General features: G+C 64.2%; 22 protein-coding genes and 1 pseudogene. 8 read left to right on the top strand and 15 right to left on the bottom strand.

Annotated features, from left to right (window positions below):
* Positions 1 to 77: 77 nt before the first annotated feature.
* Entirely contained in the window at positions 78 to 452 is a 375-nt protein-coding gene (locus EI171_RS23330; RefSeq protein ID WP_202633000.1) for a DUF2946 domain-containing protein, read from the bottom strand.
* A gap of 480 nt (positions 453 to 932) precedes the next feature.
* On the opposite strand from EI171_RS23330, the gene EI171_RS23325 reads away from it, so the two are divergent.
* From EI171_RS23325 to EI171_RS23310, 4 genes are all read left to right on the top strand, one after another.
* On the top strand, positions 933 to 1337 hold the full coding sequence (locus EI171_RS23325) for a globin (RefSeq protein WP_161534783.1): 405 nt from the start codon (positions 933 to 935) through the stop codon (positions 1335 to 1337).
* Positions 1338 to 1481: 144 nt separating this feature from the next.
* Entirely contained in the window at positions 1482 to 2504 is a 1023-nt protein-coding gene (locus EI171_RS23320) for a sugar ABC transporter substrate-binding protein (protein WP_007610940.1), read from the top strand.
* Between the two features lie 21 nt (positions 2505 to 2525).
* The gene (locus EI171_RS23315) at positions 2526 to 4028 is read left to right on the top strand and encodes a sugar ABC transporter ATP-binding protein (RefSeq protein WP_161534782.1); all 1503 of its coding nucleotides are present in this window, start codon (positions 2526 to 2528) and stop codon (positions 4026 to 4028) included.
* A gap of 12 nt (positions 4029 to 4040) precedes the next feature.
* Positions 4041 to 5069: an ABC transporter permease gene (locus tag EI171_RS23310; protein WP_161534781.1), complete on the top strand. Its 1029-nt coding sequence runs from the start codon at positions 4041 to 4043 to the stop codon at positions 5067 to 5069.
* A 359-nt stretch (positions 5070 to 5428) separates the two neighbouring features.
* On the opposite strand, the gene EI171_RS23305 is transcribed toward EI171_RS23310, so the two are convergent.
* Positions 5429 to 6118: an L-2-amino-thiazoline-4-carboxylic acid hydrolase gene (locus EI171_RS23305; RefSeq protein WP_161534780.1), complete on the bottom strand. Its 690-nt coding sequence runs from the start codon at positions 6116 to 6118 to the stop codon at positions 5429 to 5431.
* Positions 6119 to 6165: 47 nt separating this feature from the next.
* The gene (locus EI171_RS23300) at positions 6166 to 6558 is read right to left on the bottom strand and encodes a RidA family protein (RefSeq protein WP_161534779.1); all 393 of its coding nucleotides are present in this window, start codon (positions 6556 to 6558) and stop codon (positions 6166 to 6168) included.
* Positions 6559 to 6686: 128 nt separating this feature from the next.
* On the opposite strand from EI171_RS23300, the gene EI171_RS23295 reads away from it, so the two are divergent.
* The gene (locus EI171_RS23295; protein WP_011087656.1) at positions 6687 to 7313 is read left to right on the top strand and encodes a LysR family transcriptional regulator; all 627 of its coding nucleotides are present in this window, start codon (positions 6687 to 6689) and stop codon (positions 7311 to 7313) included.
* 107 nt (positions 7314 to 7420) lie between these two features.
* Here the strand turns inward: EI171_RS23295 and EI171_RS44845 are convergent, their stop codons facing one another.
* Positions 7421 to 7696 carry a hypothetical protein gene (locus tag EI171_RS44845; RefSeq protein ID WP_202632999.1) on the bottom strand — a complete coding sequence of 92 codons (276 nt, stop codon included), beginning with the start codon at positions 7694 to 7696 and terminating at the stop codon, positions 7421 to 7423.
* A gap of 680 nt (positions 7697 to 8376) precedes the next feature.
* Between EI171_RS44845 and EI171_RS23290 the strand changes: the two genes are divergently transcribed.
* Both EI171_RS23290 and EI171_RS23285 read left to right on the top strand, forming a co-directional pair.
* The gene (locus EI171_RS23290) at positions 8377 to 9831 is read left to right on the top strand and encodes a DUF1254 domain-containing protein (protein WP_161534778.1); all 1455 of its coding nucleotides are present in this window, start codon (positions 8377 to 8379) and stop codon (positions 9829 to 9831) included.
* Positions 9832 to 10099: 268 nt separating this feature from the next.
* The gene (locus tag EI171_RS23285) at positions 10100 to 10933 is read left to right on the top strand and encodes a hypothetical protein (RefSeq protein ID WP_161534777.1); all 834 of its coding nucleotides are present in this window, start codon (positions 10100 to 10102) and stop codon (positions 10931 to 10933) included.
* Between the two features lie 87 nt (positions 10934 to 11020).
* On the opposite strand, the gene EI171_RS23280 is transcribed toward EI171_RS23285, so the two are convergent.
* The 5 genes and pseudogenes from EI171_RS23280 to EI171_RS23260 form a co-directional block, all read right to left on the bottom strand.
* Entirely contained in the window at positions 11021 to 12073 is a 1053-nt protein-coding gene (locus tag EI171_RS23280) for an ABC transporter ATP-binding protein (RefSeq protein ID WP_161534776.1), read from the bottom strand.
* Entirely contained in the window at positions 12066 to 13046 is a 981-nt protein-coding gene (locus tag EI171_RS23275) for an ABC transporter ATP-binding protein (RefSeq protein WP_028171724.1), read from the bottom strand. Before EI171_RS23275 ends, EI171_RS23280 begins: the two co-directional genes overlap by 8 nt.
* Positions 13043 to 13864 (bottom strand): ABC transporter permease, encoded by an 822-nt coding sequence (locus EI171_RS23270; RefSeq protein WP_011087661.1) that lies wholly within the window; start codon positions 13862 to 13864, stop codon positions 13043 to 13045. The genes EI171_RS23275 and EI171_RS23270 overlap by 4 nt, the downstream gene beginning before the upstream one ends.
* Positions 13861 to 14784, bottom strand: a complete 924-nt coding sequence (locus tag EI171_RS23265; RefSeq protein ID WP_161537061.1) for an ABC transporter permease — start codon at positions 14782 to 14784, stop codon at positions 13861 to 13863. Before EI171_RS23265 ends, EI171_RS23270 begins: the two co-directional genes overlap by 4 nt.
* Before the next feature lie 60 nt (positions 14785 to 14844).
* Positions 14845 to 16433, bottom strand: a pseudogene (locus tag EI171_RS23260) (ABC transporter substrate-binding protein).
* 298 nt (positions 16434 to 16731) lie between these two features.
* On the opposite strand from EI171_RS23260, the gene EI171_RS23255 reads away from it, so the two are divergent.
* On the top strand, positions 16732 to 17607 hold the full coding sequence (locus EI171_RS23255; protein WP_161534775.1) for a hypothetical protein: 876 nt from the start codon (positions 16732 to 16734) through the stop codon (positions 17605 to 17607).
* Positions 17608 to 17620: 13 nt separating this feature from the next.
* Here EI171_RS23255 and mtnK read toward each other — a convergent pair whose 3' ends face one another.
* From mtnK to EI171_RS23225, 6 genes are all read right to left on the bottom strand, one after another.
* Positions 17621 to 18913, bottom strand: coding sequence for an S-methyl-5-thioribose kinase (mtnK, locus tag EI171_RS23250; RefSeq protein WP_161534774.1), 1293 nt, complete (start codon positions 18911 to 18913; stop codon positions 17621 to 17623).
* Positions 18914 to 18946: 33 nt separating this feature from the next.
* Complete coding sequence (locus EI171_RS23245) at positions 18947 to 19294, bottom strand: hypothetical protein (protein ID WP_011087666.1); 348 nt, start codon at positions 19292 to 19294, stop codon at positions 18947 to 18949.
* A gap of 36 nt (positions 19295 to 19330) precedes the next feature.
* Complete coding sequence (locus tag EI171_RS23240) at positions 19331 to 19606, bottom strand: DUF1467 family protein (protein ID WP_011087667.1); 276 nt, start codon at positions 19604 to 19606, stop codon at positions 19331 to 19333.
* Between the two features lie 9 nt (positions 19607 to 19615).
* On the bottom strand, positions 19616 to 20020 hold the full coding sequence (gene mce / locus EI171_RS23235; protein WP_011087668.1) for a methylmalonyl-CoA epimerase: 405 nt from the start codon (positions 20018 to 20020) through the stop codon (positions 19616 to 19618).
* A gap of 66 nt (positions 20021 to 20086) precedes the next feature.
* Positions 20087 to 21757 (bottom strand): ribonuclease J, encoded by a 1671-nt coding sequence (locus EI171_RS23230; RefSeq protein ID WP_028171719.1) that lies wholly within the window; start codon positions 21755 to 21757, stop codon positions 20087 to 20089.
* Positions 21757 to 22563 (bottom strand): biotin--[acetyl-CoA-carboxylase] ligase, encoded by an 807-nt coding sequence (locus EI171_RS23225; RefSeq protein ID WP_011087670.1) that lies wholly within the window; start codon positions 22561 to 22563, stop codon positions 21757 to 21759. Before EI171_RS23225 ends, EI171_RS23230 begins: the two co-directional genes overlap by 1 nt.

Raw genomic sequence — 22563 nt, 5'->3', positions numbered from 1 at the left:
TCCTGACGCCGGCTTTCTTCCCGGCTGTTCGACAGCATCAATCGCCAGCGGACGGACCGCGGCGACACCGAGGGTCGTCAGGAAAATCGAGGAGGCGCGCGCGCCTGAGCACTTCCGTCCTTATGGACGGAAACAGCGGATGCGTCCGCCACGTGCCACGCCACACATTCGGCATGGCGGAAGGGAATGGCGAGCGCAACCTCTGGCGGCAAATCGAGCGACGCATTGGCCTGGGCCAGGCAGCAGAGCGCGCACGCAGCGCCATGCGCGGTTGGCGTGCCGGTCTGATCGTTCAGGCCGCCCTGTTCATTCGCACTGTGGCAGATGACGGCGGCCGACAGCGGATCGGCCACGGCCTGGCCAGCCGCCCAGCAGGCGGCGATCGGCGCCAGCACCTGCATCGCCAGGGCGAGCAGGACCAGGGGTAGGAATTTTTGCAGCCGTGCGCGCATCCGCCGAACCATTCGTTCGTGCGCTAACTAAACACCGCGCCGGGACCTGAGTCGAGGTCAGTTCCGCCGCCTTCTTGATCCAGCGCAAATTTGCCGAAAACCGTGGTCGGGGCGCCCCATCCGGGGGCGGGTCCGGCATTTGAGGCAGCCGATCCGCCCCGCCCATCCACAGATTTCTTATATTTGTCATATGCTTACATGGCTAAAAGCCCGATCGTTTCGTTAACTGCTCTTATTTTGAACAATCGTTGCCGAAAATGATGACAAGTGAGAAAAGTTGATCTAGCATCCCTCTTGCTCAGGCTGGCCGAGAGGTCGAAGTCTGGTGGTCCAAGTCTCGGGAGGAGCCCCTGGCGCGCAAAACGCAGCGTCGCCCCGTCAATCAAGAGCAAATCTTAGAATCGGGGATAATAGGGTCGACACAATTTTTGAGCGGGGCTAGGGCCCCGCTCTTTTTTTGTCTGCATGGCGCCTACGCCGATGACTATCTCCCCCAATCCGATCGAACAGAGCTTTGAACGCGCGGCCTCGCGCTGCGCGGATCTCACGCCGCTGGTCTACCGGCGTCTTTTCGACGAATACCCGGAAACGCGGACGATGTTCCGCTCGCAGGGCAGCGAGCTCGTGAAGGGATCGATGCTTGCGCTGACGATCGAGGCGATCCTCGATTTCGCCGGGACGCGCAGCGGACATTTCCGGCTGATCGCCTGCGAAGTCGTCTCGCACGATGCCTATGGCACGCCGCGCGAGCTGTTCATCGCGTTCTTCGCGGTCATCAGGGATACCCTGCGCGACCTGCTCGGCGATGCATGGTCGGCCGAGATCGCGCAGGCCTGGGATACGTTGCTGACGGACATCGAGGCATACGTCACCGTTCCGGCCTGACGCTTTGCGCTGCACCACCACGGCTCGCCGCGACGTTGCGCGCAATCGCAGATTGGGTGGCGTGAACTCTTCGATTGTGAGACACTTTCCGCCTCGGTCGCGCAATCAATGACGCGCCGACGCCAAAATCTATGGGAGCGAGCGATGTCCGGGACGAAAGATTTCTCGACGACGAGGCGCGATCTTCTTCAGGCGGCAGCGACCGCCGGCGCCGCAACTGCCATCCTCGGCAGCATGGGCATAAACCCCGCATTGGCGGCCGAAGTCGGACGATCGGAGAAGCCGCTGAAGGCGGCGTTCTCCAACGCCGGCCTCCAGGCCACCTGGTGTGCGCAGGGCAAGCAGGCCGCGGAATTCTGGGGCAAGCTGTTCAACGTCGAAGTCACCTGGTTCGACGGCCAGCTCGATGCGGTGAAGCAGCGCGCCGCGATCGACAACATGGCCTCGCAGAAATGGGATTTCGTCGCGATCCAGGCCTTCGGCATCGGCACCCTCACCCAGCCCGTGCAGAAGATGATCGACGCCGGCACGCCCGTGATCGACATGGACACGCTGATTGCTCCGCTCGACCAGATCAACGTCCACTCCTTCCTCGCTCCCGACAACGAGTTCATGGGCGCCTCGGTGACGCAGGCGCTGTGCAACGCCATGGGCGGCAAGGGCAAGATCATCATGACGCAGGGCGCGCTCGGCCATACCGGCGCGCAGGGCCGCGCCAAGGGCTTCAACAACGTCGTCAAGCAATTTCCCGGCATCGAGGTGCTCGACACCCAGCCGGCCGATTGGGACGTCTCGAAGACCGCGCGCCTCTGGGAAACCTATCTGACGAAATATCCGCAGATCGACGCGGCGTTCTTCCACAATGACGACATGGCGCTGGCGGCTGCCAACATCATGAAGGCGCGGGGCCGCACCAACATCCTGATCGGCGGCGTCGACGCGATGCCGCCGGCAATCCAGGCGGTGAGCGAGGGCCGCATGTTCGCGACCGTGCGCAATCCGTCCTGCCGCATCCATGGCGGTGCGATCATCGCGGGCGTTTCCGCCGTCGTCGGCGGCGAGAAGAGCGGACAGGGCATCCCGAAGAACGTCGTCACCGACGGCCCGGTCGTGACCAAGGCCAACGCCGCCGGGATGCAGTGGATGCAGGATCACTTCCTGATCTGAGCCTCCAAGATCTAATCTGCAATGCGAGAGGATCGTTCGCCCATCCTGGAACTGCAAGGCATCACGAAGAGCTTCGGCGGCGTCGAGGCGCTTCGTGGTGTCGACTTCGCGCTTCATCCCGGCGAGATCCACGGTCTCGTCGGCGAGAACGGCGCCGGGAAAAGCACGCTGATGAAGATCATCGCCGGCGTGCACACCGAATTCTCCGGCCGTTTCCTGCTCGACGGGAAGGAGACCCATTTCCGCTCGACGCGCGACGCGCATGCGGCCGGCATCGCCATGGTGCACCAGGAGCTCTCTGTCGCGCCCGACCTCACGGTCGCGGAGAACGTCTTCCTCGGCAACCAACCGACCAACGCCCTCGGTCTGGTGCAGTGGCGGCGCATGGCGCGCGAGGCCGGCGAGCAGCTTGCCCGCTTCGGCATCGACGTCGATCCGATGAGCCGGCTCGGCGACCTCCCGATCGGGCTCCAGCAGCTGATCGAGATCGCCCGCGTGCTGTTCTCCGGCGCCCGCATCGTCATCCTGGACGAGCCGACCTCCGCCCTCTCCCCGCCCGAGGTCGAGCGGCTGTTCGCGACGCTCCGGCGCCTGCGCGAGGAAGGCACCGCAATCGTCTTCATCTCGCATTTCATCGAGGACATCTTGCTCGTGTCGGACACGGTGACCGTGTTCCGCAACGGACGGAAGGTCGCGGAGACAGCGAGCGCGGCGACCAGCAAGGGCGCGCTGATCGAGGCCATGATCGGCCGCGGCGGCGAAGCGCTCGAGCATAGCTACACCGACGATCTGATGCTGCCCCAGCCGAGCGGCAGCTCGGTGGTGCTGAAGGTCGACCAGCTCTCGCTGGCGCGCAGCCTCAAGGACATCTCCTTCGAGGCGCGCGCCGGCGAGGTGCTCGGCATCTACGGCTTCATGGGTTGCGGGCAGCAGGAGCTGTCGCGCATCCTGTTCGGCAAGCTGAAGCCGGACGGCGGCACGCTCGCCGTCGAGGGCAAACCCAAGACCTTCGCCAGCACGGCGGCTGCGCGCCGCGCGGGCGTCGCGCTGGTGCCGGAGAGCCGGCGCGACATGCTGTTTCACCAGGAGCCGGTCTACAAGAACATCTCGATCAGCATTCTGGATCGCATCTCGTCGCTGCTGCTCAAGCCGGCACAGGAGCGCGACATCGCCAGGCGCCAGGTCGAGCAATTGCAGATCAGGCCGCCGGTGGTCGGCCTCGATCTCGGCATGCTCTCCGGCGGCAACCAGCAGAAGGTCGCGCTGGCGAAATGGCTGACCTATCCGCCGAAGCTGCTGGTGCTGTGCGAGCCGACCCGCGGCATGGACGTCGGCGCCAAGAACGACGTCATCAACATCGTCCGCGACCTTCGCGCCAGGGGGCTCGCGATCATCGTGCTGTCGACCGAGCCGGAGACGGTGCTGTCGCTGGCCGACCGCATCCTCGTGCTCAAGCGCGGCGCACTGGTGCGGGAATTTTCGAACGAGCCGGTCAGCAAGGACCGCCTGCTGGAAGCGGCGTGACGGAGAAGCACCATGGCGAGCAGTGAGACGGCCTTTGCTGAAGCTCATCGGGCGCGCGGTCTGGCGCCCTTCCTGCGCTCGCAGATGCGCAACATCGCGCCGTTCCTGACGCTGATCTTCCTGTCCGCCTTCTTCGCCTTCGCCAGCCCCTCCTTCGCCACGCTCGACAATCTCGGCAACATCCTGACGCAGGTGTCGGTGACAGGCATCATCGCCGTCGGCCTCACCTTCGTGATCCTCTGCGCCGAGATCGACCTGTCGATCGCCAGCATCGCCAACGTCACCGGCATCGCGGTTGCCTACTTCACGCTGCAGGAGTCCTACGTCAACATCGCCAACATCCCCCTGCCCGGCGCGGTTGCGATCATCCTGTCGATCCTGCTCTGCGCCCTGCTCGGCCTCGTCAATGCGCTGGGCCTGACCGTGATCGGCATCCCCTCCTTCATCATGACCTTGGCGATGATGCAGATCGCGGCCGGCATCTCGGCGCTGCTGGTGCGCGGCCAGATCGCCTACAAGGTGCCTAGCCTGATCACGACGCTCGGCTCGGGATCGATCGGCGGCATCCCCTGGATCGTCATCGTCGCGGCCATCATGCTGCTCGGCGGCCATCTGGTGCTGACCTACACGCGCTTCGGCCGCTACGTCTACATGGTCGGCGGCAATCGCGAGGCCGCCGAATATTCCGGCCTCAACGTCAAGCTCATCCTCGGCGCCGTCATGGTGATCTCGGCGGTGTGCTCCGGCATCGGCGGCATGCTGGGCGTCGCCCATTTCGGCAGCGCGCAGCAGAACGAGTTCGACACCTATTTGCTCGACTCCATCGCCGCCGTCGTGGTCGGCGGCACCAGCTTGTTCGGCGGCCGCGGCGGCATCGGCAACACCATCGTCGGGCTTTTCGTTCTCGGTGTTCTCAATAACGGCCTCGACCACGTCAACATCGACAGCTTTTTGAAGATCCTGATCCGTGGCCTGATCCTGCTGGCGGCCTTGATCATCAACGTCTACGCCCAGCGGCTGAGGGAGAAAGCGGCGGAGTAGCCAGCCCTCGAAACAAAAACTGCAAAAACAACCCCATGCACAGTAGACACTGTGAGGAAGTTCAGTCGCTTACCAAACATGCGACTGCGCGAGTGCGACCGCACCGACATTTGACTCGTCGGGCAAAACAGGAGCAGGATCTAATCATGGGCGGCCGGCGCGTGCGTTGCAGCTCTCCCCAAAAGCTCTGACGCTTAAAGCGAACATCCCCGCGCAACGGCGAAGCCGTTGTCGCTGGAGGTGCGAGGCATGGGACGCAACGCGTCCCAAGGGGGCCTCGAAGGATGAACGGCCGAGATGCAGCCGGGCCGTCGCCCTTCGAGGGCCGCTGAAGAAGCGGCCACCTCAGTGTGACGGTTCTACTCCGACGGCAGCCGCGAGAATCGGAAATTGCAGTGGCTCGCGCCGCCGGCCAAGGTTTGTGTCCTCTCCAGGCGGATGCCTCGCGTTGCATAGGCGTCGAAATCAAGTCCACAGATATTCGGCAGGATGTCCTTGTCGCCATGGCGAGCCGCGAATTTGCAGAAGCCGCAAGCCTTGTAGTTGATGCCGAACTCGAAATTGTCATCCGGCCCCGGCTCGACGAAATCGTAAACGAAATCCTCCGGAAACTCTTCCTGATGGCTTTCAGTAACACTTCCTGCAGCCTGCGCGCGCAGCAAAGCCTGGTTCTCCGGCGACATGAACTGACGGCCCGAGGCGAGACGTTCCGTTTCGGGGACGGTGAGCAATTGCGCCTTGTGGGTTTCCCGCTCGATCTCGCCGATCACGGCCAGCGGCACGCCGTGTCGCCGCAGCACCCGGCTGATGGCCATGAAGCCCATGAGACGCATGAAGAAATCGCTCATGCGACTTGCCGCGCCGCCGACATAGGGCATTTGACTGAGCACGATCTCGAATTCGTCCATCACCTCCCGTCTGATCCCGCCGATGTCGGTGAGATGCGCGCGCTCGCAGAGCATCGGCTCGGCAAGGTCGAGTCGATCGCGCATGGCGGCCTCCATTGCGCCCCGATGCGTCTCGTAGAAGGGATGGATGTTCTCGGCCATTTGGCACCTGACATACTTGGCTGTTTGCAAGGTCGGCGAAGCCGGCCTCATTCCGCGGCGATCGCCTCGATCTCCAGCAGCCATTTGCTGTCAACGGTCTCGACGATCACGACCGTCAACGCGGGCTGGTGTTCCCCGAGCACCGCGCGACGAATGGTGCGGTTGGTCACGACTTGATCCCGGTCGGTCAGGAACGTGGTGACCTTGACCAGATGCTCGACGCCAAGGCCCGCGGCGGCGAGCACCTCGATGACGTTGCGCCAGGCCTGCGCGCATTGCGCCTCGAAACCTTCGGGCACGGTGCCGTCGGTTTTCTCAGGCACCTGGCCACTGATGAACAACAGGCGGCGATGCTGCTTCAGTTCAAGTCCCATGCAGTAACCACCGGCGGGAGCATGGACGGTTGCGGGATTGTGGCTGACGATTTGAGCTGAGGGCATGGGGTTTCTCCGGATTGCGGGCTGACCGTAACCGGCGACATCGCCTCGGCGCAAAGCATCATTCCTGCGGTTCAGCGCAAGAAAATCTATTGCAAGGCCACGACCCATCGGTGTCAAACTGCGGCGCAATGACCTACGCCCTTCCCCCGCTCAACGCGCTCCGCGCCTTCGAGGCCGCCGCACGGCATCTCAGCTTCAAGCTCGCCGCCCACGAGCTACACGTGACACCCGCCGCCGTGGGGCAGCAGGTGAAGGCGCTGGAGGCACGCCTCGGCGTGCAGCTGTTCGAGCGGCTGCACAAGCAGCTCATCCTCACGGCGGCCGGTCAGGCCTATCTGCCCGGGGTCTCCGAAGGCTTTCGCCATATTGCGGAGGCGACTTCGCAATTGAAACCGTCAGGTACTGTGCTGCTGCAACTGGGAGTCCATGGCAGCTTCGACCTGCGCCGCCTCGATCTGGCGGAGTTTCGCAGCGCGCATGCGGACATCGGTTTGCGGGTGCTGCAGCCCGCCGGCCTGCACGAATTGGTCGAGGGCAAGGTGGACCTGCTGATTGCCCGCGGCCTCAGCCGCCATCCGGGCTATCGCTGCGACCGGCTCAACGAGGGGTCGGGCCTCGGCGATTGGCTGATCGCGCCTGAAGGCACCGCGGATTGTCCCGAGATCGTCAGTTTTCGCGAATGGCTGCGCGCCCTGCCGGCCGAGAACCCGCTCGCAAACCGCCGCCCTCGCCTGGTCGGCATCAGCGGGAGCTGAGACGACCGTGAGGCATGGCTTGAGCCCTCGCCGCCAGGACGTTCGACACGTCGGGCAAAACACCGGCGCAATTCCATCACGGCGCCAATCCGTAGAGAGCGTCGAGCTCAGCGGAGCGGTTCGACCTTTGCCGCCATGTCGGGAACGCGCGAGATCCTGTACATGGCGTTGCTGCATTTCAGAACCCAAACGTCGCGATCAGGTCGAGACAACTTCGCATCCTTCCTTGCGCCGAGTGGCTTTTCGCAAGTGAAGCCTTGTGTGCGGATCTGGGCCGCCAGCATTCCCTGAATCGTTTCGGCCGGAATTTGCTGCGCGCGCGCTTGCGGACCAAGAAGAATAAAAGCGATGGCAAACAGTAATGATCCAGATGCTCTGTGCATGATTTCAACCCTTGAAGCGGCCGCCCCGCGAGTTCGAATGTCGCACTATAGCAGAAACACCGGCGTTGTCCGCGCCCGACCCCCACCTTAGCGCGGCGTGCTCCGGTTCGCCTCCACGCCGGCCCATAGCGCGACGAAGTAGAGGCACAAAATAACGACCAAGGCTGGTCCTCACTGGGCGGTTGTGCTAGCGTTCCATTCGCAAGGAGCTTTCCAGAACTATCTATAATCGCCTCGTTGCAACGTTTCCACCACGCCTCGTTTCGATTTCCGAATACGCCGTCAGGCGTTTGATGCATTGCACATTGCCTCGCAATGGCGCGCCCAAGCACGAGTGTTTCAAGTCGTTCCGTAGTTTTTTGTACAAGGAATGATGTCATGCGTAACACAATACTGAATCAGATTTTCGGAATGCTCACCGTAACCGCGCCGTTGCGCGGGACCGAAACAGCGTTCGCCCAGAACGCGGCAGCCCCGCCTCCACCCTGTCATTGAGACGAACGAAGACGCGGGGAACGCGCGCGACGCGTGGGTCGAGGTCCCGGCGATATGATGTGGATCAACTGATCGAAAATTCGCCGGGCTCGACCGTCACGAGAGGCGAGACGATTCTGACGTTGGACAAGGAGAATTGAACGAAGCCGTAAATCCAAATCAATCATCAGCAGAGGAGGTTCGAGATGTTTCGAGGATTCCTGCCACTGACATTGTCTCTCTGCCTTGGTGCGGCGACGGCACCCGCAGCACTGGCTCAATCGGCGCCGCCGATCACCGAACAGGAGGCGCACGCCATCGCGGTCGACGCCTATGTTTACTTCTACTCCATCATGTCGATGGATGTATCCCGCAAGCAATTCACCAACGGCACGACCGATTTCAGGGGACCGATGAACACGTTCGTCAACGTGCCCGAATACCCGCCGGCGGATTTCAAAGGCGTGGTGCGGTCCAACTTCGATACGCTGTATTCGGCCTCCTGGCTCGACATGACCAAGGAGCCGGTTGTCATCTCAGCACCGGATACCGATGGGCGCTACTATCTGCTGCCGATGCTCGACATGTGGACGGACGTCTTCGCATCGCCGGGCTGGCGCACGACGGGCACCAAGGCCGGGACGTTCCTGGTGGCGCCGGCGAACTGGCGGCCGGATCTGCGGGACAGATTCGCCGAGGAGTTCAAGCTTCCAAAAGACACCCAGCGCATCGACGCGCCAACGCCCTACGTCTGGCTGATCGGCCGGACTAAGACCGACGGGCCGCCGGATTATGATGCGGTCCACAAGATCCAGGCCGGCTACAAGGTCACCCTGCTTTCCGAGTATGGCAAAACGCCCAGGCCGGTCGAATTCAAGCCGGACCCAAGCGTCGACATGAAGACGCCGCCAAAGACGCAGGTCGATACCATGACGGCGGGGGTGTATTTCGCCTATGCCGCGGAATTGCTGAAGCTGCATCCGCCTCACGTCACCGACGAACCGATCCTCGCGCAGATGAAGAAAATCGGCATCGAGCCCGGCAAGAGCTTTGACATCGGCAAGCTCGACCCGGCCGTGCAAAGGGCGCTGGAGACCGCACCGCAGGACGCGCAGAAGCTGATGGCCTGGAAGGTGCCGACGCTGGCGCGGGTTGCCAACGGCTGGGGGATGAACACCGACACGATGGGTGTTTACGGCAACTACTACCTGAAGCGGGCCATTGTCGCGCAGCAGGGGCTTGGCGCCAACGTGGTCGAGGATGCCATCTATCCGCTCAATCTCGCCGACGACACCGGTAAGCCGCTCGATGGCGCGAACAAATACACCGTCACCTTCGAGAAGGGCGCCACGCCGCCTGTCAACGCGTTCTGGTCGATCACGCTCTACGATCAGGACGGCTTCCAGGTCGGCAACACGCTGAACCGTTTTGCGGTCTCCAGCTGGATGCCGTTCAAGTACAATGCGGATGGATCGCTCGACCTCTATTTCCAGAACGCGAGCCCCGGCAAGGAGCTCGAAGCCAACTGGCTTCCTGCACCGAAGGCGCCGTTCAATCTGACCATGCGCCTGTACGCGCCGAAGTCGGAAGCGCTGACCGGCAAATGGAATCCGCCGCCGGTTGTGAAGTCGCAAGCAACGGTGGGCATTTCTGCCCAATAAAAGTTGGCGGCACGCCGGCGCTTCGGCGCCGGCGTCCGACCGCGCGAACGCGAAGCAGGCGGTGAAGGGTCAGTACTCCTTCCATAGTTCTCCAAGTACGAACATAGTTCCGCCCTCCTCGGCTGCGTTAAAAATCAACACCGAGCGGGCTGGCAAGAAACAATCCTCGCAGGCCCAAGAACCGATGCGTTGAGTGTTCGCTCGCCGTAGCGCGGATGCGCGGATCGCTCTCGCGCGATTGCCATTGCATTTTGATACGGAGCATCAAATGAACTCCATGCTAGACGACAGGCTCGTGGAAGGGCAGATCGCAAGCTTGGAGGAGCAACTGTCGAACCTAGCACGCGAAGCAGGAGTCAGTTCTTCGGCCGCGCCGATCAGCATCGAGCGGTCCCCCATCACCCTCGCAACGCTTCAGGCGGATTGGCGATATGTGGCTTTCGTCGGATTCCTGTTGGCGGTATCCCTTGGTGTGGTTGCCTGGTGGTGGTCATTCTCCGCTGATGCAGCAAAGATGCCTCCCTCCGACCCAGCACCTCTGGCTCGCGCCGCGCCGGAGGCGGTCGAGCCGAGCGCCGTTGTCCTGCGTTCCGAGTTGTCGCAGCAGTTTCAACCGATGGCGCGTGATCTCGCTGCCTTGAGCCAAACGGTCGAACAGCTTAAGGCGAGGCAGGAACAATTGATCCGCGACAATGAAAATCTGGCAAGCCAACTCAGGGCGAGTCGAGAGGAATCGGAGCGCAACAACGGCATCATCTTCCAGATCAAGGCCGATCAGATGCAAATGGCGCGCGAAAGCCAGACGCTCACCGAGCGGCTCAACGCAAGTCAGGACCAGCTCGCCCGCGTCATCGCCAACGCTTCACAACCAAAGGCAATCCCCGAAACGTCACCAACGACGAGCCCCGAAGAACCAAAGACGATGCCCGAAGCGTCACCAACGCTGAGCTCTGAAGAGCCCAAAGCGGTGCCTGACATACCGCTGCCACGTCCGCGGCAGTCGGCCAATGTCGTCCAAGCGCAAAGGCCGGCGCGAACCCCGGAGCGGCCCGAGGCCAAGAAGCCGCGACCGTCAATCTCATGGCCATGGTCAGCGCACTAAAGCGGGCATCGACGTTCCACAGAAATTGACGCTGCGAGCGCTGGCAGCCGGCGAACTTGGGATCCGGCAACGGACGCGCCCTCCATTCTAGGGATGTCCGCTTTCGGTCGAGGCCAATGCCGCCTGCCCCGCAATCTCGTCAGCCCGCCAGCACCGCACCGCGTGCCCGTCGGGACGCGTCTCCAGCGACGGACCGGGCTCCTGGCGGCACACGGGTTCGGCGTGACGGCAGCGCGGGCTGAACGCGCATCCATTCGGCGGATTGAGCGGATTGGGAAGATCGCCCCCTGTCGTCGCCAGCGGTGCGTGGCGCAGCGGATCGGGGATGGCTGCGATCAGGGCTTGCGTATAGGGGTGCGCCGGCCGCTCGAAGATCTCGCGCCAGTCGCCATTCTCCACGATACGGCCGAGATACATCACGGCGACGCGGTCGCTCATGTGCTCGACGACGCCGAGGTCGTGGCTGATCATGATGTAGGACAGGCCGAGCGTCTCCTTTAGTTCCAGCAGCAGGTTGATGATCTGGGCGCGGATCGAGACATCGAGCGCCGACACCGGTTCGTCGCAGATGACGATCTTGGGATTGAGGATCAGGGCGCGCGCAATGCCGATGCGCTGGCGCTGGCCGCCGGAGAATTCATGCGGGTAGCGGCCCGCCTGTTCGGGGCGCAATCCCACATGCTTGAGCATGGTCGCGACGCGGTCTGCGATCTCGCTTGCGGCGGTGACGCCATGCACCCGCAGCGGATCTTCAAGCGTGCGACGAACGGTCTGGCGCGGGTTGAGCGAGGCGTACGGATCCTGGAAGACCATCTGCACGATGCGGGCCAGCGCCTTGCGATCGCCGGATTGCCTGTTCGTTACGACCTGTCCGTCCAGCACGATGCGGCCGCGCGTCGGCCCCAACAGACCAAGGATCGACAATGCGACCGTCGATTTGCCGGAGCCGGACTCGCCGACGAGGCCGAGACATTCGCCGCGCTTCAGCCTGAGATCGACACCGTCGACGGCACGGAGCAGCCGCCGGCCGCGGCCCAGCAAGCCGCCTCCCAGCGGAAAATGGACCGCGAGATCCTCGACGCTGAGAATGACATCGTCATCCGGCCTCGCCTCACCAGGCCTTTCTTGCGGTTCATGCATGGTGGTGACACCTCACCAGACCGCCCGCGTCCAGCCGTGTCGTCTCCGGCGCCGCGGTCCGGCAAATATCGGTCGCCCGCGCGCAACGCGGATTGAACCTGCAGCCATCAGGGAAAGCCGTGATCGCCGGCACGACGCCCGCGATCTCCTGGAGCCTGGTACGGCCAAGCGCCGCGCGGCTGCCCAGCCGCGGCAGCGAGTCGACCAGGCCTTGCGTATAGGGGTGCGAGGGCGCCCGGAAGATATCGGCCGAGCCGCGCTCCTCGACAATGCGGCCGGCATACATGACGGCAACGCGGCGACAGACATTGGCGACCAGGCCGAGATCGTGGCTGATCATCAGGATGGCCGTTCCTCGCTCGGCGCACAGATTCCGCATCAGCTCGATGATTTCGGCCTGCACGGTCACGTCGAGCGCGGTGGTCGGCTCGTCGGCGATCAGAAGGTCCGGACCGCATGCGAGCGCGATGGCGATCATCACGCGCTGTCGCATGCCCCCCGACAGCTGGTGCGGGTAATCCTTGACGCGTCGCTCGGGCGCGGGGACGCGGACGCTCGCCAGCGCCTCGACCGCCAGCCGGTCTGCTTCCCGCCAGCTCTTGCCCTGGTGCAGCACGAACATCTCGGCGATCTGCCGCCCCACAGGCGAGACCGGATTGAGCGCCGTCATCGGCTCCTGGAAGATCATGGCGATGCGATTGCCGCGCAGCTCCCGCTGCCTGGCCGCGGAAAGGTGCTGGATCTCCCGCCCCTCAAACCGGATGGCGCCGCCGCCGATCGACAGCGGCGGCCGCAACAGGCCGATCAAGGCGAGCGCCGTGATGCTCTTGCCGCATCCGGATTCGCCGACCAGGCCGAACGTCTCGCCACGATCAATGCGGAACGAGATGCCCTCGGCCGCCGCAACGCGCCGCGATCCGTCGTCGAGATCGATGCGCAAATCCTCGACTTCGATCAGCGGCGGGCCCGTCATGTGCGCCGGCTCCGCGATTGCGGATCGAGAATGTCGCGCAGGCCGTCGCCGAGCAGGTTGAGGCCGAGCACCGTCAGGAAGATGGCAAGGCCCGGAAAGACCGAGAGCCACGGCGCCGTCGTGATCTGGTCGCGGGCTTCCGACAGCATGCTGCCCCAGCTCGGAAAAGGCGGGCGGACGCCGAGGCCGAGGAACGAAAGGGCTGCTTCGGACAAGACCGCGCTGCCCATCCCAAGCGTGCCGATGACGATGATGGGTCCGAGCATGTTCGGCAGGAGCTGCGTGATCATGATCCGCAGATCGCCGTAGCCGAGCACGGTTGCCGCCTGCACGTAGCCCTGGCTCCTCAGCGACAGCGCCGAGGCCCGCGCGATCCGGCAGGTAAAGGACCAGTTGGTCAGCCCAAGTGCGATGAGCAGGCTGGTCAGGCCCGGTCCAAGCACCGCCATGATGGCCAGCGCGAAGATCAGCGAGGGGATCGCGAGCATCAGATTGGTCAGTCCGTTGACGACATCGTCCCACCAGCCGCCCCAATAGCCGGCGCTCAGGCCCAGTGCCACGCCGATGACGCTGTTGATGAGCTGCGAGACGATGCCGACCGTCAGCGAGATGCGCGCGCCGTAGACGACGCGGGAATAGATGTCGCGGCCCTGCCCGTCGGTCCCGAACCACCAGGTCCAGCTCGGGGGCTCTTCCGCATTCATCAAATTGGCGTCCAGGACGGGATCGGTGTGCGCCAGCCAGGGTGCGAGCAGGCCGACCAGGATCGCAAGCGCGAACAAGGCACCACCGATGACGAGATTGGCGCGGAGCTTCATGCGTATCTGATCCTGGGATCGATCACGCCGTAAAGCAGGTCGATCAGCAGATTGATCGCGAGAAAGAACAGCACCACCACGAGGATGGAGCCCTGGACGGCGGGAATGTCGCGTTGCAGGACGCTGTCGACGAGCAGCGAGCCGATGCCGGGCCAGGAGAACAGTTTCTCGACGACGACCGCCTGCCCCATCAGCGCGCCGAATTGCAGGCCCATTGTCGTGAGAATCAGGACGAGCGCGTTGCGCATCACGTGCCACTTCACGACGCGCGTCTCGCTCATGCCCTTCGATCGCGCCGTGCGGACAAAGTCGGCGTGCATGATCTCGAGGACTGCGGCGCGCGTCGTTCGCGCCAGCAGCGCCATCGGCGAAACGCCGAGTGTCACGGCCGGCAGGATCAGATTTTTGAGGCCGCCATCGCCATAGCCAAAACTCGGCAGCCAGCCGAGCTTCAACGCGAACAGGTACATCAGCAGCAGTCCGAGCCAGAACTTGGCCATTGAAAGACCCGACACCGCCACGACCATCGCCGCGCTGTCGACGACACCACCAGGCCGCAACGCCGCGACGAAGCCGAGCGGCACGCCGATCGCGACCGCAAATGCCATGGACGCGAAGATCAATTGCAGGGTCGGCCCCATCCGCTTGGCAATCATGGTCGTGACCGGCTCGCGCGTCCGGAACGAGTTCCCGAAGTCACCGGTCGCGAGCTTCGCGATATAGGAGCCGAAGCGCAGGTAGACGGGCTCGTCGAGGCCGAGCTGCTTCTTCATGCGCGCCTCGACCTGCGGATCGACGTCGTCGCTCATGGTCGAGGCGATGCTGCCGGGAACCACGCTGAACAGCACGAAGACCAGCATCACCACGGCAAGCACGGTCGGAATGGTTTGCAGGAGGCGACGGATCAGGAAGGAGAGCATCGGCACTTTTCCTCGCTCCCTCCATCGCTTGTCGCGAGGGAGGGAGCGCGAGAGCGGGTGTCACTTCGCGGGCGAGGTTTCGTCGACCCAGAGGTCTTCGACGTTCTGGTGGGTCAGCTCGGTCGCGTTCAGCTGGACCCCCTTGAGCCACGGCTGCACCGCCATGACCGCCTTGTTGTAGTTGAAGAACCAGACCGGCGCCTCTTCGTAGAGCAGCGCATTGGCCTTTTGCAGCAGCTGGCCGCGCTTTGCGGCGTCGTCGGTCTGCCCGGCCTCGTCGATCAGCTTGTCGAAATCGGCGTTCTTGAAGTTCATGTAGTTGCACGCCGATTGCGGCGTCGACGAGTGGAAGCATTTCAGCGCGGCCTGGGGATCCGGGCCGGTCTGCTGGGAATAGATGAAGGCCTGGTAGTCGCCGCTGCGAACCACCTCCGCCAGCACCGCCGTCTCGACCTGCTTGACCTTCGCCTTGATGCCCACCTTGTCCAGCATCGGGATGACGGCCGTGACGATCGGCAAACCCCAGCTCTCGTTCTGGCTGGTGGTCCATTCGAACTCGAAGCCAGAGGGATAGCCGGCCTCAGTCAGCAGCTGCTTGGCCTTGGCCGGATCGAAGGCATAGGGCTTCATGGTCTTGTCGTAGAGCGGCGAGGTCAGCGGCAGCCAGCTGGTGGCGCGATAGGCCTTGTTCTTGACCAGCTTGTTGATGATCAGGTCGGTGTCGATCGCATAGTTGATCGCCTGCCTGACGCGCTTGTCGGCGAACGGCTTGAACGCGGTGTTCATCCCCATGTAGCGCGTGAAGACCTCGGCGACCTCGACGATGGTGCCCTTGAGGTCGGCGTCGGACTGGTAGGCGACATACTGCGCAGGTCCCAGCACCGAGGTGTCGATCTCCTTGTTGCGGAAGGCGACATCGCGCGCCGCGGCCTCGCCCATGACCGACACGATGACCTTGTCGGCGTAGGGCTTGCCGGGTTTGTAGAAGCGGTCCCACCGCTCCAGCACAATGCGCGATCCCGGCACGTGCTCGACGAACTTGAACGTCCAAGACCGATCGGCTTCTGGATGAAGCTATCCTTCGCGGCCTCGTCGGCGGGATAGATCGAGGTCAGCGCGGTGAAGAAGTAGAAGCCCGGATCGACCTTCTCGGTCAGCTTCATCTCGAGGGTGAAGTCGTCGATCTTCTTCAGGCCGGAGATTTCCTTGGCCTGGCCCTTCTCGACCGCGGCGGCGCCCTCGATCACGCGGACAAAGCGCGCGCCGGGATAGGCCTTGGCGCCGTCCATGATGCGGTTGTAGGACCAGATGACGTCGTCGGCCGTCATCTTGCGGCCATTGTGGAAATAGGCGTCGTCACGCAGCTTGAAGGTGTGAACGAGGCCTCCGCCCGAGACAACATCCTCCTTGGCGAGTTCCAGGACGGGCTTTCCTTCCGCGGAATTCCAGATGTAGAGCGACCGGTGCAGCGCCTTGGCGTAGATCTCGTCCTGGGCGCGCTGCGTGGTGTGAATGTCCAGGCTGGTGAAGCTGGAACCGTAGGGCGCCGTCATCCGGATGGTTCCGCCCTTGCGCGGAGTCTGAGCCTCCACCGATCCGGCGAGCGCCAGTCCCAACCCAGCGACGATCGCCACAATCCTGAACATCATGTCCCCTCCGGCACTGCAGGCATATTCCAGTCACGGAGTTGACCACTCGCGGCACGTCGAGTGCAAGCTCCTCTTTTCGCCTTGGATGCCGCAGTTCCTTGCAACGCTTCGTTCGAGACGCCCGCCCGGGGGGCGAGCCCTCAGGTGAAGCCGTAGCTTGCGGCGACCCTCTCAACCCGTCGAGAATCGGAAGCGGAAACAACGATCTACGAGCGGTGAACGTCCGGCGTGATCGATGCGACCAAGCTCAGGACAAGGGCCTTCAGCCCAGTGATCTCGTCGAGATGGGAATCCGCACATGAAAAGCCGAACGCTGGGTGCTTTGCTTATCGGCGGCCTGGTCGCCGCCACGGCCGTGCTGGCAAGCCCGGTCGCGGCCAGCCTCGGCCGGTACAGCGAGGCGGACAGCATCCGGTTCGGCTGGAGTCGCACCACCGGCGTGAACGACTATCTTGACGAAACGGGGTGGGCGGTCCGGGGCCATGACACTCCGGATAATTTCGTCGAACGACTGCTCAGAATCCCCGTCGGAGCGGTCGCACGGGGCGCAGGTGCGGGTTTCGAAGCCAGGGTTTCCCAGGGCACCGGTCTGCCACTGCCAGAGAGCTGGAGCATCGCTACGGCGAAGAATTCGCCGTTCATCACGTCGGTCTACGCCGAGACCCCGCGCGATCTCGCGGCGGTGCTCGGCTTCTATCGCGCCGAGCTCGGCAAGCGTGGCTGGATCGAGACGGTGGTCGAACCAGACCGGGCGGTGATCACCTTCACGACGCCCCGTGGACCGGTCCTGCTCCGGCTTTCCCGTCAGAACGACAGGACAATCGCCGAGCTTTCGCTGCGCAAGCCGGGTATCGCGAATGCCGGCCTCCTGCCGAGGCCGAGGCAGGCAAAGCTGATGCTCGGCAACGAGTCGGACGAGGGGGCGGTCATCACCGTCGCCGACCAGACCATCAAGCTGGCGGCGCACGCCGGCGAGAACTTGACGAACTCCGACGCTGCCGCAGCCGAAATACCGGACAGTCAGAAGATCGATCTGCCGCCCGGCAAATACAAGGTCACGCTCAAGGTCGACGGCGGTGCGGCAGCGAGCCGGGAGTTCGAGGTCGCGGCCAACGAGACCTGGGGTCTGCTGGCCGGCACAGACGGCGTCCTGCTGCCGATGCGGCTTTATTGAAGCGCATCGGCCTCTAGCCGTTCGCAAACTCCGGCATCCAGTCGCGCAGCTTTCGCGCGGCGCCTGTGACGTCAGCGATCGTCCGAAACGCCCCCGTCTCCACCATCATCGCCCTCGCCAGCCGCACGGCGCGGGCCTCGCTGATCGCCCGCTTCTTCGGGTCTTCGATCAGCTCGAAATCGATGTTGTGGGCGAGGCCGAAGATGCGGCGAATGGTCTTGGCCGCGGCGAAGCCAATCGTGTCCGCGAACAGGCGCTGCATATAGGCCTGCCGCTCCGCCTCGAGGCGCGCGGCGCCCTTCTCGCCGGCGAAGAGCGAGACCGGATAGGCATCGCCCGAAGCACCGGCGCGCCAGAGGTCGAGGAATTTGCCGGCGAATTCGGTCCAGACCTGCTCGACCGTCTCCAGCACCCAGCCCTCGAACGCGGCCCGCTCGCCCGGCGCGCGCTCGTGACCGGCGGAGGCGAAATAGGCCATCAGCAGATTGGCGAGCACGGCGCCGACGTCGAACCCCATCGGGCCGTAGAATGCGAATTCCGGGTCGATCACCCGCGTCTGGCTGCCCGTGACCATGATCGAGCCGGTGTGGAGATCACCGTGGAGCAGCGCCTCCGGGCTTGCCATGAACTTCAGCTTCAGCCGGGAGATCGCGACATGCAGGTCCATGTCGTCGCGCAACGAGGCGGCCAGGCCGTCGAGGTAAGGCGCGGTCCAGCGGTTCTGCTCGGCGATGCGGTAGGGATCGGTGAAGATCAGGTCCTCGGTGATCTTGCACAGCGCATGGTTGCCGGCGAACGCGGCGATGCCCTCTTTCTTCTCGGCCGCGGACAGCGCGAGGTCTGAGGTGAAGAACAGCGTGCGCGCCATGAAGGTGGTGATGTCGCCCGCGAAGCGCGGGTATTGCGTCGCCGCGACCAGCCCCTTGCGCATGATGATGTGGGGCTCGAGCAGCTCCATCACCGTCAGCGCAAGCTTCTCGTTGTGATGCAGCAGCGCCGGCACGAGGCCGGGCGCGAGCTCGGCCTGCCGCGACAAAGCGAGATATTCGTAATGAGCCCGCGACAGCGGCAGCGGCCAGCTCTCGCCGACGAGACGGACATAGGGCAGCGCCTGCTTCACGGCGACGCCGCCGCGGTCGCCCTTGACGATGAAGACGAGATTGAGATTGCCGTCGCCGACCTCGGTGATCGACCAGGATGCGGGATCGCCGCCGAGCAGCGCCTTGAGGTCCGGAAGGCCCGCGAGATAGTCCCGCAGCGCCGCCTCATGCAGAATCCGATAGTCTCCTGCCTGGTCCCCGGTCATGACGATCCTACCCCATAAATATGGGCCGGATCGTTACTCCCGCTCCAGGAAGCTCGAGCCGATCCCGGCCTTTCTTTTGATCGGATCGTAATCGCAATAGACGCCGTCCGCCACCAGCGTGTAGCTGGCGCTTACGTTGTATTTGTCCAGCTTGACCGAGTTCAGCCCGATTACCGAGGTGCTCTTGCCGCCGTTCCACTTGAACGGCGTCGAGCTCTTGGCCTGCTCGCAGGCCATCACGGCCTCGTTGAAGACATAGCCCTCGACGAACGCCTTCAGCGTTCGCACCTGGACGGCCATCTTCCACTCGAAATAGCCGATGGCACCAAGACCGGCGACGATCAGCACCAGAAGCGCAACGACGATCCTCTGAAAAGTCATTCGTTCCCCCAAAACAATATCGTCAGCAAAGAACGTCTAGAACGGCATGCCCATCAATTTCGACAGGCGTTCGATCGAGAGATAGCCGGCGTGATAGGCGGCAAGGCCCGCGCCGTAGATGATCGCCGAGATGATCGTGGTCCAGATCAGCTTGCGTCCCATCCGCGTCAGGATCGGCGCGCCGGGATCGGTGCCGGGCGCGCCCACGCCGTCCTCGTGCTGGCTGCGCACGCCGAACGGCAGTGTCAGGAACAGCGCGACCCACCAGATGACGAAGTAGATCGCGATCGCGGTCGATATCTGGATGGCCATGGGACGGCCTTACGCCTGCTCGATTTCAACCAGCGCGCCGGAAAAGTCCTTCGGGTGCAGGAACAGCACCGGCTTGCCGTGGGCGCCGATCTTCGGCACGCCGTCGCCGAGCACCCGGGCGCCCTCCTTCACCAAGGTGTCGCGCGAGGCGATGATGTCCACGACCTCGTAGCAGACATGGTGGATGCCGCCGTCCGCGTTGCGCTCCAGGAACTTTGCGATCGGAGAAGCTTCGCCGAGCGGCTCGATGAACTCGATCTTGGTGTTGGGCAGCGTCGCGAACACGGTGGTGACGCCATGCTCGGGCAGCGCGACCGCCTCCGAGATCTGCGCCCCGAACGCGGCGCCGTAGATTTTTGCAGCCTTGACGGCATCCTTGGTCGCGATCGCGACATGGTTGAGCCGACCCAGCATGTTTCTCTCCCTCAGAGCACGATCCGGAAAAGCGTGAAGCGCCTTTCCGAAAAGACCATGCCTCAATCAGACTGTCAGCACATGTACCAGACAGGCGGGCTTTTTGCCCCAATGTTCGTTGATCACGGCCCGGACCGCGCGTCGCACCGACTCGGCCAGCGCGTCCGGATCGCGGCGGCGCGCTTTCGGCAGCCCCTCGATCGTGGACATCACGGCCTCGAAGACCAGGTCGTCAAAGGCCTCGCCCGCCCTGTTCTTCTCGGGAACGCCGACGAGATCGACCTCGGGTTCGTCGACAAGCTCGCCTTGCGCGGTCATGGCGATGGCGACGAAAGCGCAGCCGGAAAAGGCCATGCGGCGGCGTTCGACCACCGCGCGGGACTTGGAATCCTCCAGGATCGTGCCGTCCTTGTAGAGACGCCCCGAGGGCACCTCGCCGACGATGCCGGGATCGCCGGGACCGAGCTTGACGAGGTCGCCGTTGCGGCAGACCAGGACGCGCGGCACGCCGGCGGCGCGCGCGAGCTTGGCGTGCTCGTGCAGGTGCAGGGCCTCGCCATGGACGGGGATCAGGAGCTGCGGACGCACCCAGGCGATCATGTCGCGCAGCTCGTCGCGGCGGGGATGGCCGGAGACGTGGACCAGGGCGTCGCGATCGGTGATGACCTCGACGCCCTGGAGCACCAGGTTGTTGATGATCGACCCGACCGCCTTCTCGTTGCCGGGAATGGTGCGCGAGGAGAAGATCACGCAGTCGCCGCGGTTGAGCGTGATCTCCGGATGGTCGTCATTGGCGATGCGCGCCAGCGCCGCGCGGGCCTCGCCCTGGCTACCGGTGCAGAGCGCCAGCACCTTGTCCTGCGGCAGATGGCCGTAGACGTCGATCGAGCGGAAGTTCTGGACCCCGTCGAGATAGCCGGTCTCGCGCGCGACCTGCGACACGCGGTCCATGGCGCGTCCGACCACGACGACCTCGCGATCGGCGGCCCGCGCCGCATCCGCCACCGCCTTGATGCGCGCGACGTTGGAGGCGAAGGTCGTCACGGCAACCCTGCCCTTGGCGGCCTTGACCAGCCCGGCGATGGTCCTGGCAACCTCGGCTTCGGAAGGCGAGCGGCCGTCGCGCACCGCGTTGGTGGAATCGCCGATCAGGGCGAGCACGCCCTCGTCGCCCAGTTCGCGCAGCCGCTTTTCGTCGGTCGGGCGGCCGATGATCGGGGTCGGGTCGATCTTCCAGTCGCCGGTGTGCAGCACGATGCCGGCTTCGGTATGGATGGCCAGCGCGTGCGACTCCGGTATCGAATGCGCGACCGGGATGAACTCGACGTTGAACGGGCCGATATCGACGCGCCCTCCCGACGGCACCACCGTCACCGGGATCTTCGGCGCGTTGCGCTCGGCGGCACATTTGGCCTCGAACAGCGCGGCGCTGAACTGGGTCGCATAGATCGGGCATTTCAGCTTCGGCCAGAGGTCGATGATGGCGCCGAAATGGTCCTCATGGGCGTGGGTCAGCACCAGGCCCATCAGGTTCTTGCGTTCCTTCTCCAGGAAGCTGATGTCGGGCATGATCAGGTCGATGCCCGGCAGATGCTCCTCGTCGCCGAAGGAGACACCGAGATCGACCGCGAGCCAGGCGCGCTGCTGGCGGTTGCCGAGGCCGTAGATCGACAGGTTCATGCCGATCTCGCCGACGCCGCCGAGCGGCGCAAAGACCAGTTCGTCAGGCTTCGCCATCACGCAGCTCCCACTGAGGCGGCCGAGCCGAAGAACACCTCGCCGGCCGCCACCGGCAGGCGTCGGCCGTCAGCAGTGCGGACGATCAGGCAACCGGCGTCGTCGATCGTGTCGAAAATGCCTTCGAGCGTCGTCGTTCCCGTGTTGATCGCAACCCTTTCGCCGAGACCTGCGGCCCGCTCCAACCAGAGCCTGCGGATCTCGGCAAAGCCGCGGCCATTGTCCCAGATGCCGCGGAACTCGACCCAGGCATCAGACAGAGCGGAAAACAGCTCCTCCGCGCTGATCTGGACGCCAAGCGCGGCCAGCGACACCGCGGGCGTCGGCGTGCCCTCCGGCGCGGCGACGACGTTGGTGCCGATGCCGACGACGACGGCGAGGCGGTCTCCGATGACTTCGGCCTCGAGCCCGATCCCGACGAGCTTCTTGCCGTCGGCAAGCACGTCGTTCGGCCATTTTAGGGCGTAGCGGGGACGGCCCTCGCCGAGGCGCAGCGCGGCCTCCAGGCTCACCTTCTCGAGGGCCGCCTCCTCCGCGAGCCCCGCCGCAAAGCCGAGCGTGGCCGCGACGGCTGGCGGAACAGTCATGACTTCGAGGATGCTGGCGGCAAGATTGCCGCGCGGCGCGATCCAGGCGCGCTGGCGCCGGCCGCGGCCGGCGGTCTGCTCCGATGTGACGAACCACATCGGGCCGGGTTCGCCGCCCCTGGCGTGCTCGATCGCTTCGGTATTGGTCGAGCCGGTCCGCTCGAAAGCCGCGAGCTTGTAGCCCGCCGAGAGTGCGCGAGGACCGAGCGCGAACCCCAT

Origin of the sequence: Bradyrhizobium sp. LCT2, from assembly GCF_009931255.1 — a bacterium.
Lineage (GTDB): Bacteria > Pseudomonadota > Alphaproteobacteria > Rhizobiales > Xanthobacteraceae > Bradyrhizobium > Bradyrhizobium diazoefficiens.
The sequence above is the reverse complement of the archived record's forward strand: the minus strand, read 5'-3'. Positions and strand labels throughout refer to the sequence as shown.

Bases quoted from the DNA above. Each gene is read 5' to 3' on its own strand.
- EI171_RS23225 (WP_011087670.1), bottom strand. From the start codon at position 22,563: ATGGGGTTCGCGCTCGGTCCTCGCGCACTCTCGGCGGGCTACAAGCTC.
- EI171_RS23310 (WP_161534781.1), top strand. From the start codon at position 4,041: ATGGCGAGCAGTGAGACGGCCTTTGCTGAAGCTCATCGGGCGCGCGGT.
- mtnK (WP_161534774.1), bottom strand. From the start codon at position 18,913: ATGACCGGGGACCAGGCAGGAGACTATCGGATTCTGCATGAGGCGGCG.
- EI171_RS23300 (WP_161534779.1), bottom strand. From the start codon at position 6,558: ATGCCCTCAGCTCAAATCGTCAGCCACAATCCCGCAACCGTCCATGCT.
- EI171_RS23230 (WP_028171719.1), bottom strand. From the start codon at position 21,757: ATGGCGAAGCCTGACGAACTGGTCTTTGCGCCGCTCGGCGGCGTCGGC.
- EI171_RS23330 (WP_202633000.1), bottom strand. From the start codon at position 452: ATGCGCGCACGGCTGCAAAAATTCCTACCCCTGGTCCTGCTCGCCCTG.
- EI171_RS23315 (WP_161534782.1), top strand. From the start codon at position 2,526: ATGCGAGAGGATCGTTCGCCCATCCTGGAACTGCAAGGCATCACGAAG.
- EI171_RS44845 (WP_202632999.1), bottom strand. From the start codon at position 7,696: ATGCACAGAGCATCTGGATCATTACTGTTTGCCATCGCTTTTATTCTT.
- EI171_RS23320 (WP_007610940.1), top strand. From the start codon at position 1,482: ATGTCCGGGACGAAAGATTTCTCGACGACGAGGCGCGATCTTCTTCAG.
- EI171_RS23285 (WP_161534777.1), top strand. From the start codon at position 10,100: ATGAACTCCATGCTAGACGACAGGCTCGTGGAAGGGCAGATCGCAAGC.
- EI171_RS23265 (WP_161537061.1), bottom strand. From the start codon at position 14,784: ATGCTCTCCTTCCTGATCCGTCGCCTCCTGCAAACCATTCCGACCGTG.
- EI171_RS23270 (WP_011087661.1), bottom strand. From the start codon at position 13,864: ATGAAGCTCCGCGCCAATCTCGTCATCGGTGGTGCCTTGTTCGCGCTT.
- EI171_RS23245 (WP_011087666.1), bottom strand. From the start codon at position 19,294: ATGACTTTTCAGAGGATCGTCGTTGCGCTTCTGGTGCTGATCGTCGCC.
- EI171_RS23290 (WP_161534778.1), top strand. From the start codon at position 8,377: ATGTTTCGAGGATTCCTGCCACTGACATTGTCTCTCTGCCTTGGTGCG.
- EI171_RS23305 (WP_161534780.1), bottom strand. From the start codon at position 6,118: ATGGCCGAGAACATCCATCCCTTCTACGAGACGCATCGGGGCGCAATG.
- EI171_RS23240 (WP_011087667.1), bottom strand. From the start codon at position 19,606: ATGGCCATCCAGATATCGACCGCGATCGCGATCTACTTCGTCATCTGG.
- EI171_RS23325 (WP_161534783.1), top strand. From the start codon at position 933: ATGACTATCTCCCCCAATCCGATCGAACAGAGCTTTGAACGCGCGGCC.
- EI171_RS23280 (WP_161534776.1), bottom strand. From the start codon at position 12,073: ATGCATGAACCGCAAGAAAGGCCTGGTGAGGCGAGGCCGGATGACGAT.
- EI171_RS23295 (WP_011087656.1), top strand. From the start codon at position 6,687: ATGACCTACGCCCTTCCCCCGCTCAACGCGCTCCGCGCCTTCGAGGCC.
- mce (WP_011087668.1), bottom strand. From the start codon at position 20,020: ATGCTGGGTCGGCTCAACCATGTCGCGATCGCGACCAAGGATGCCGTC.
- EI171_RS23275 (WP_028171724.1), bottom strand. From the start codon at position 13,046: ATGACGGGCCCGCCGCTGATCGAAGTCGAGGATTTGCGCATCGATCTC.
- EI171_RS23255 (WP_161534775.1), top strand. From the start codon at position 16,732: ATGAAAAGCCGAACGCTGGGTGCTTTGCTTATCGGCGGCCTGGTCGCC.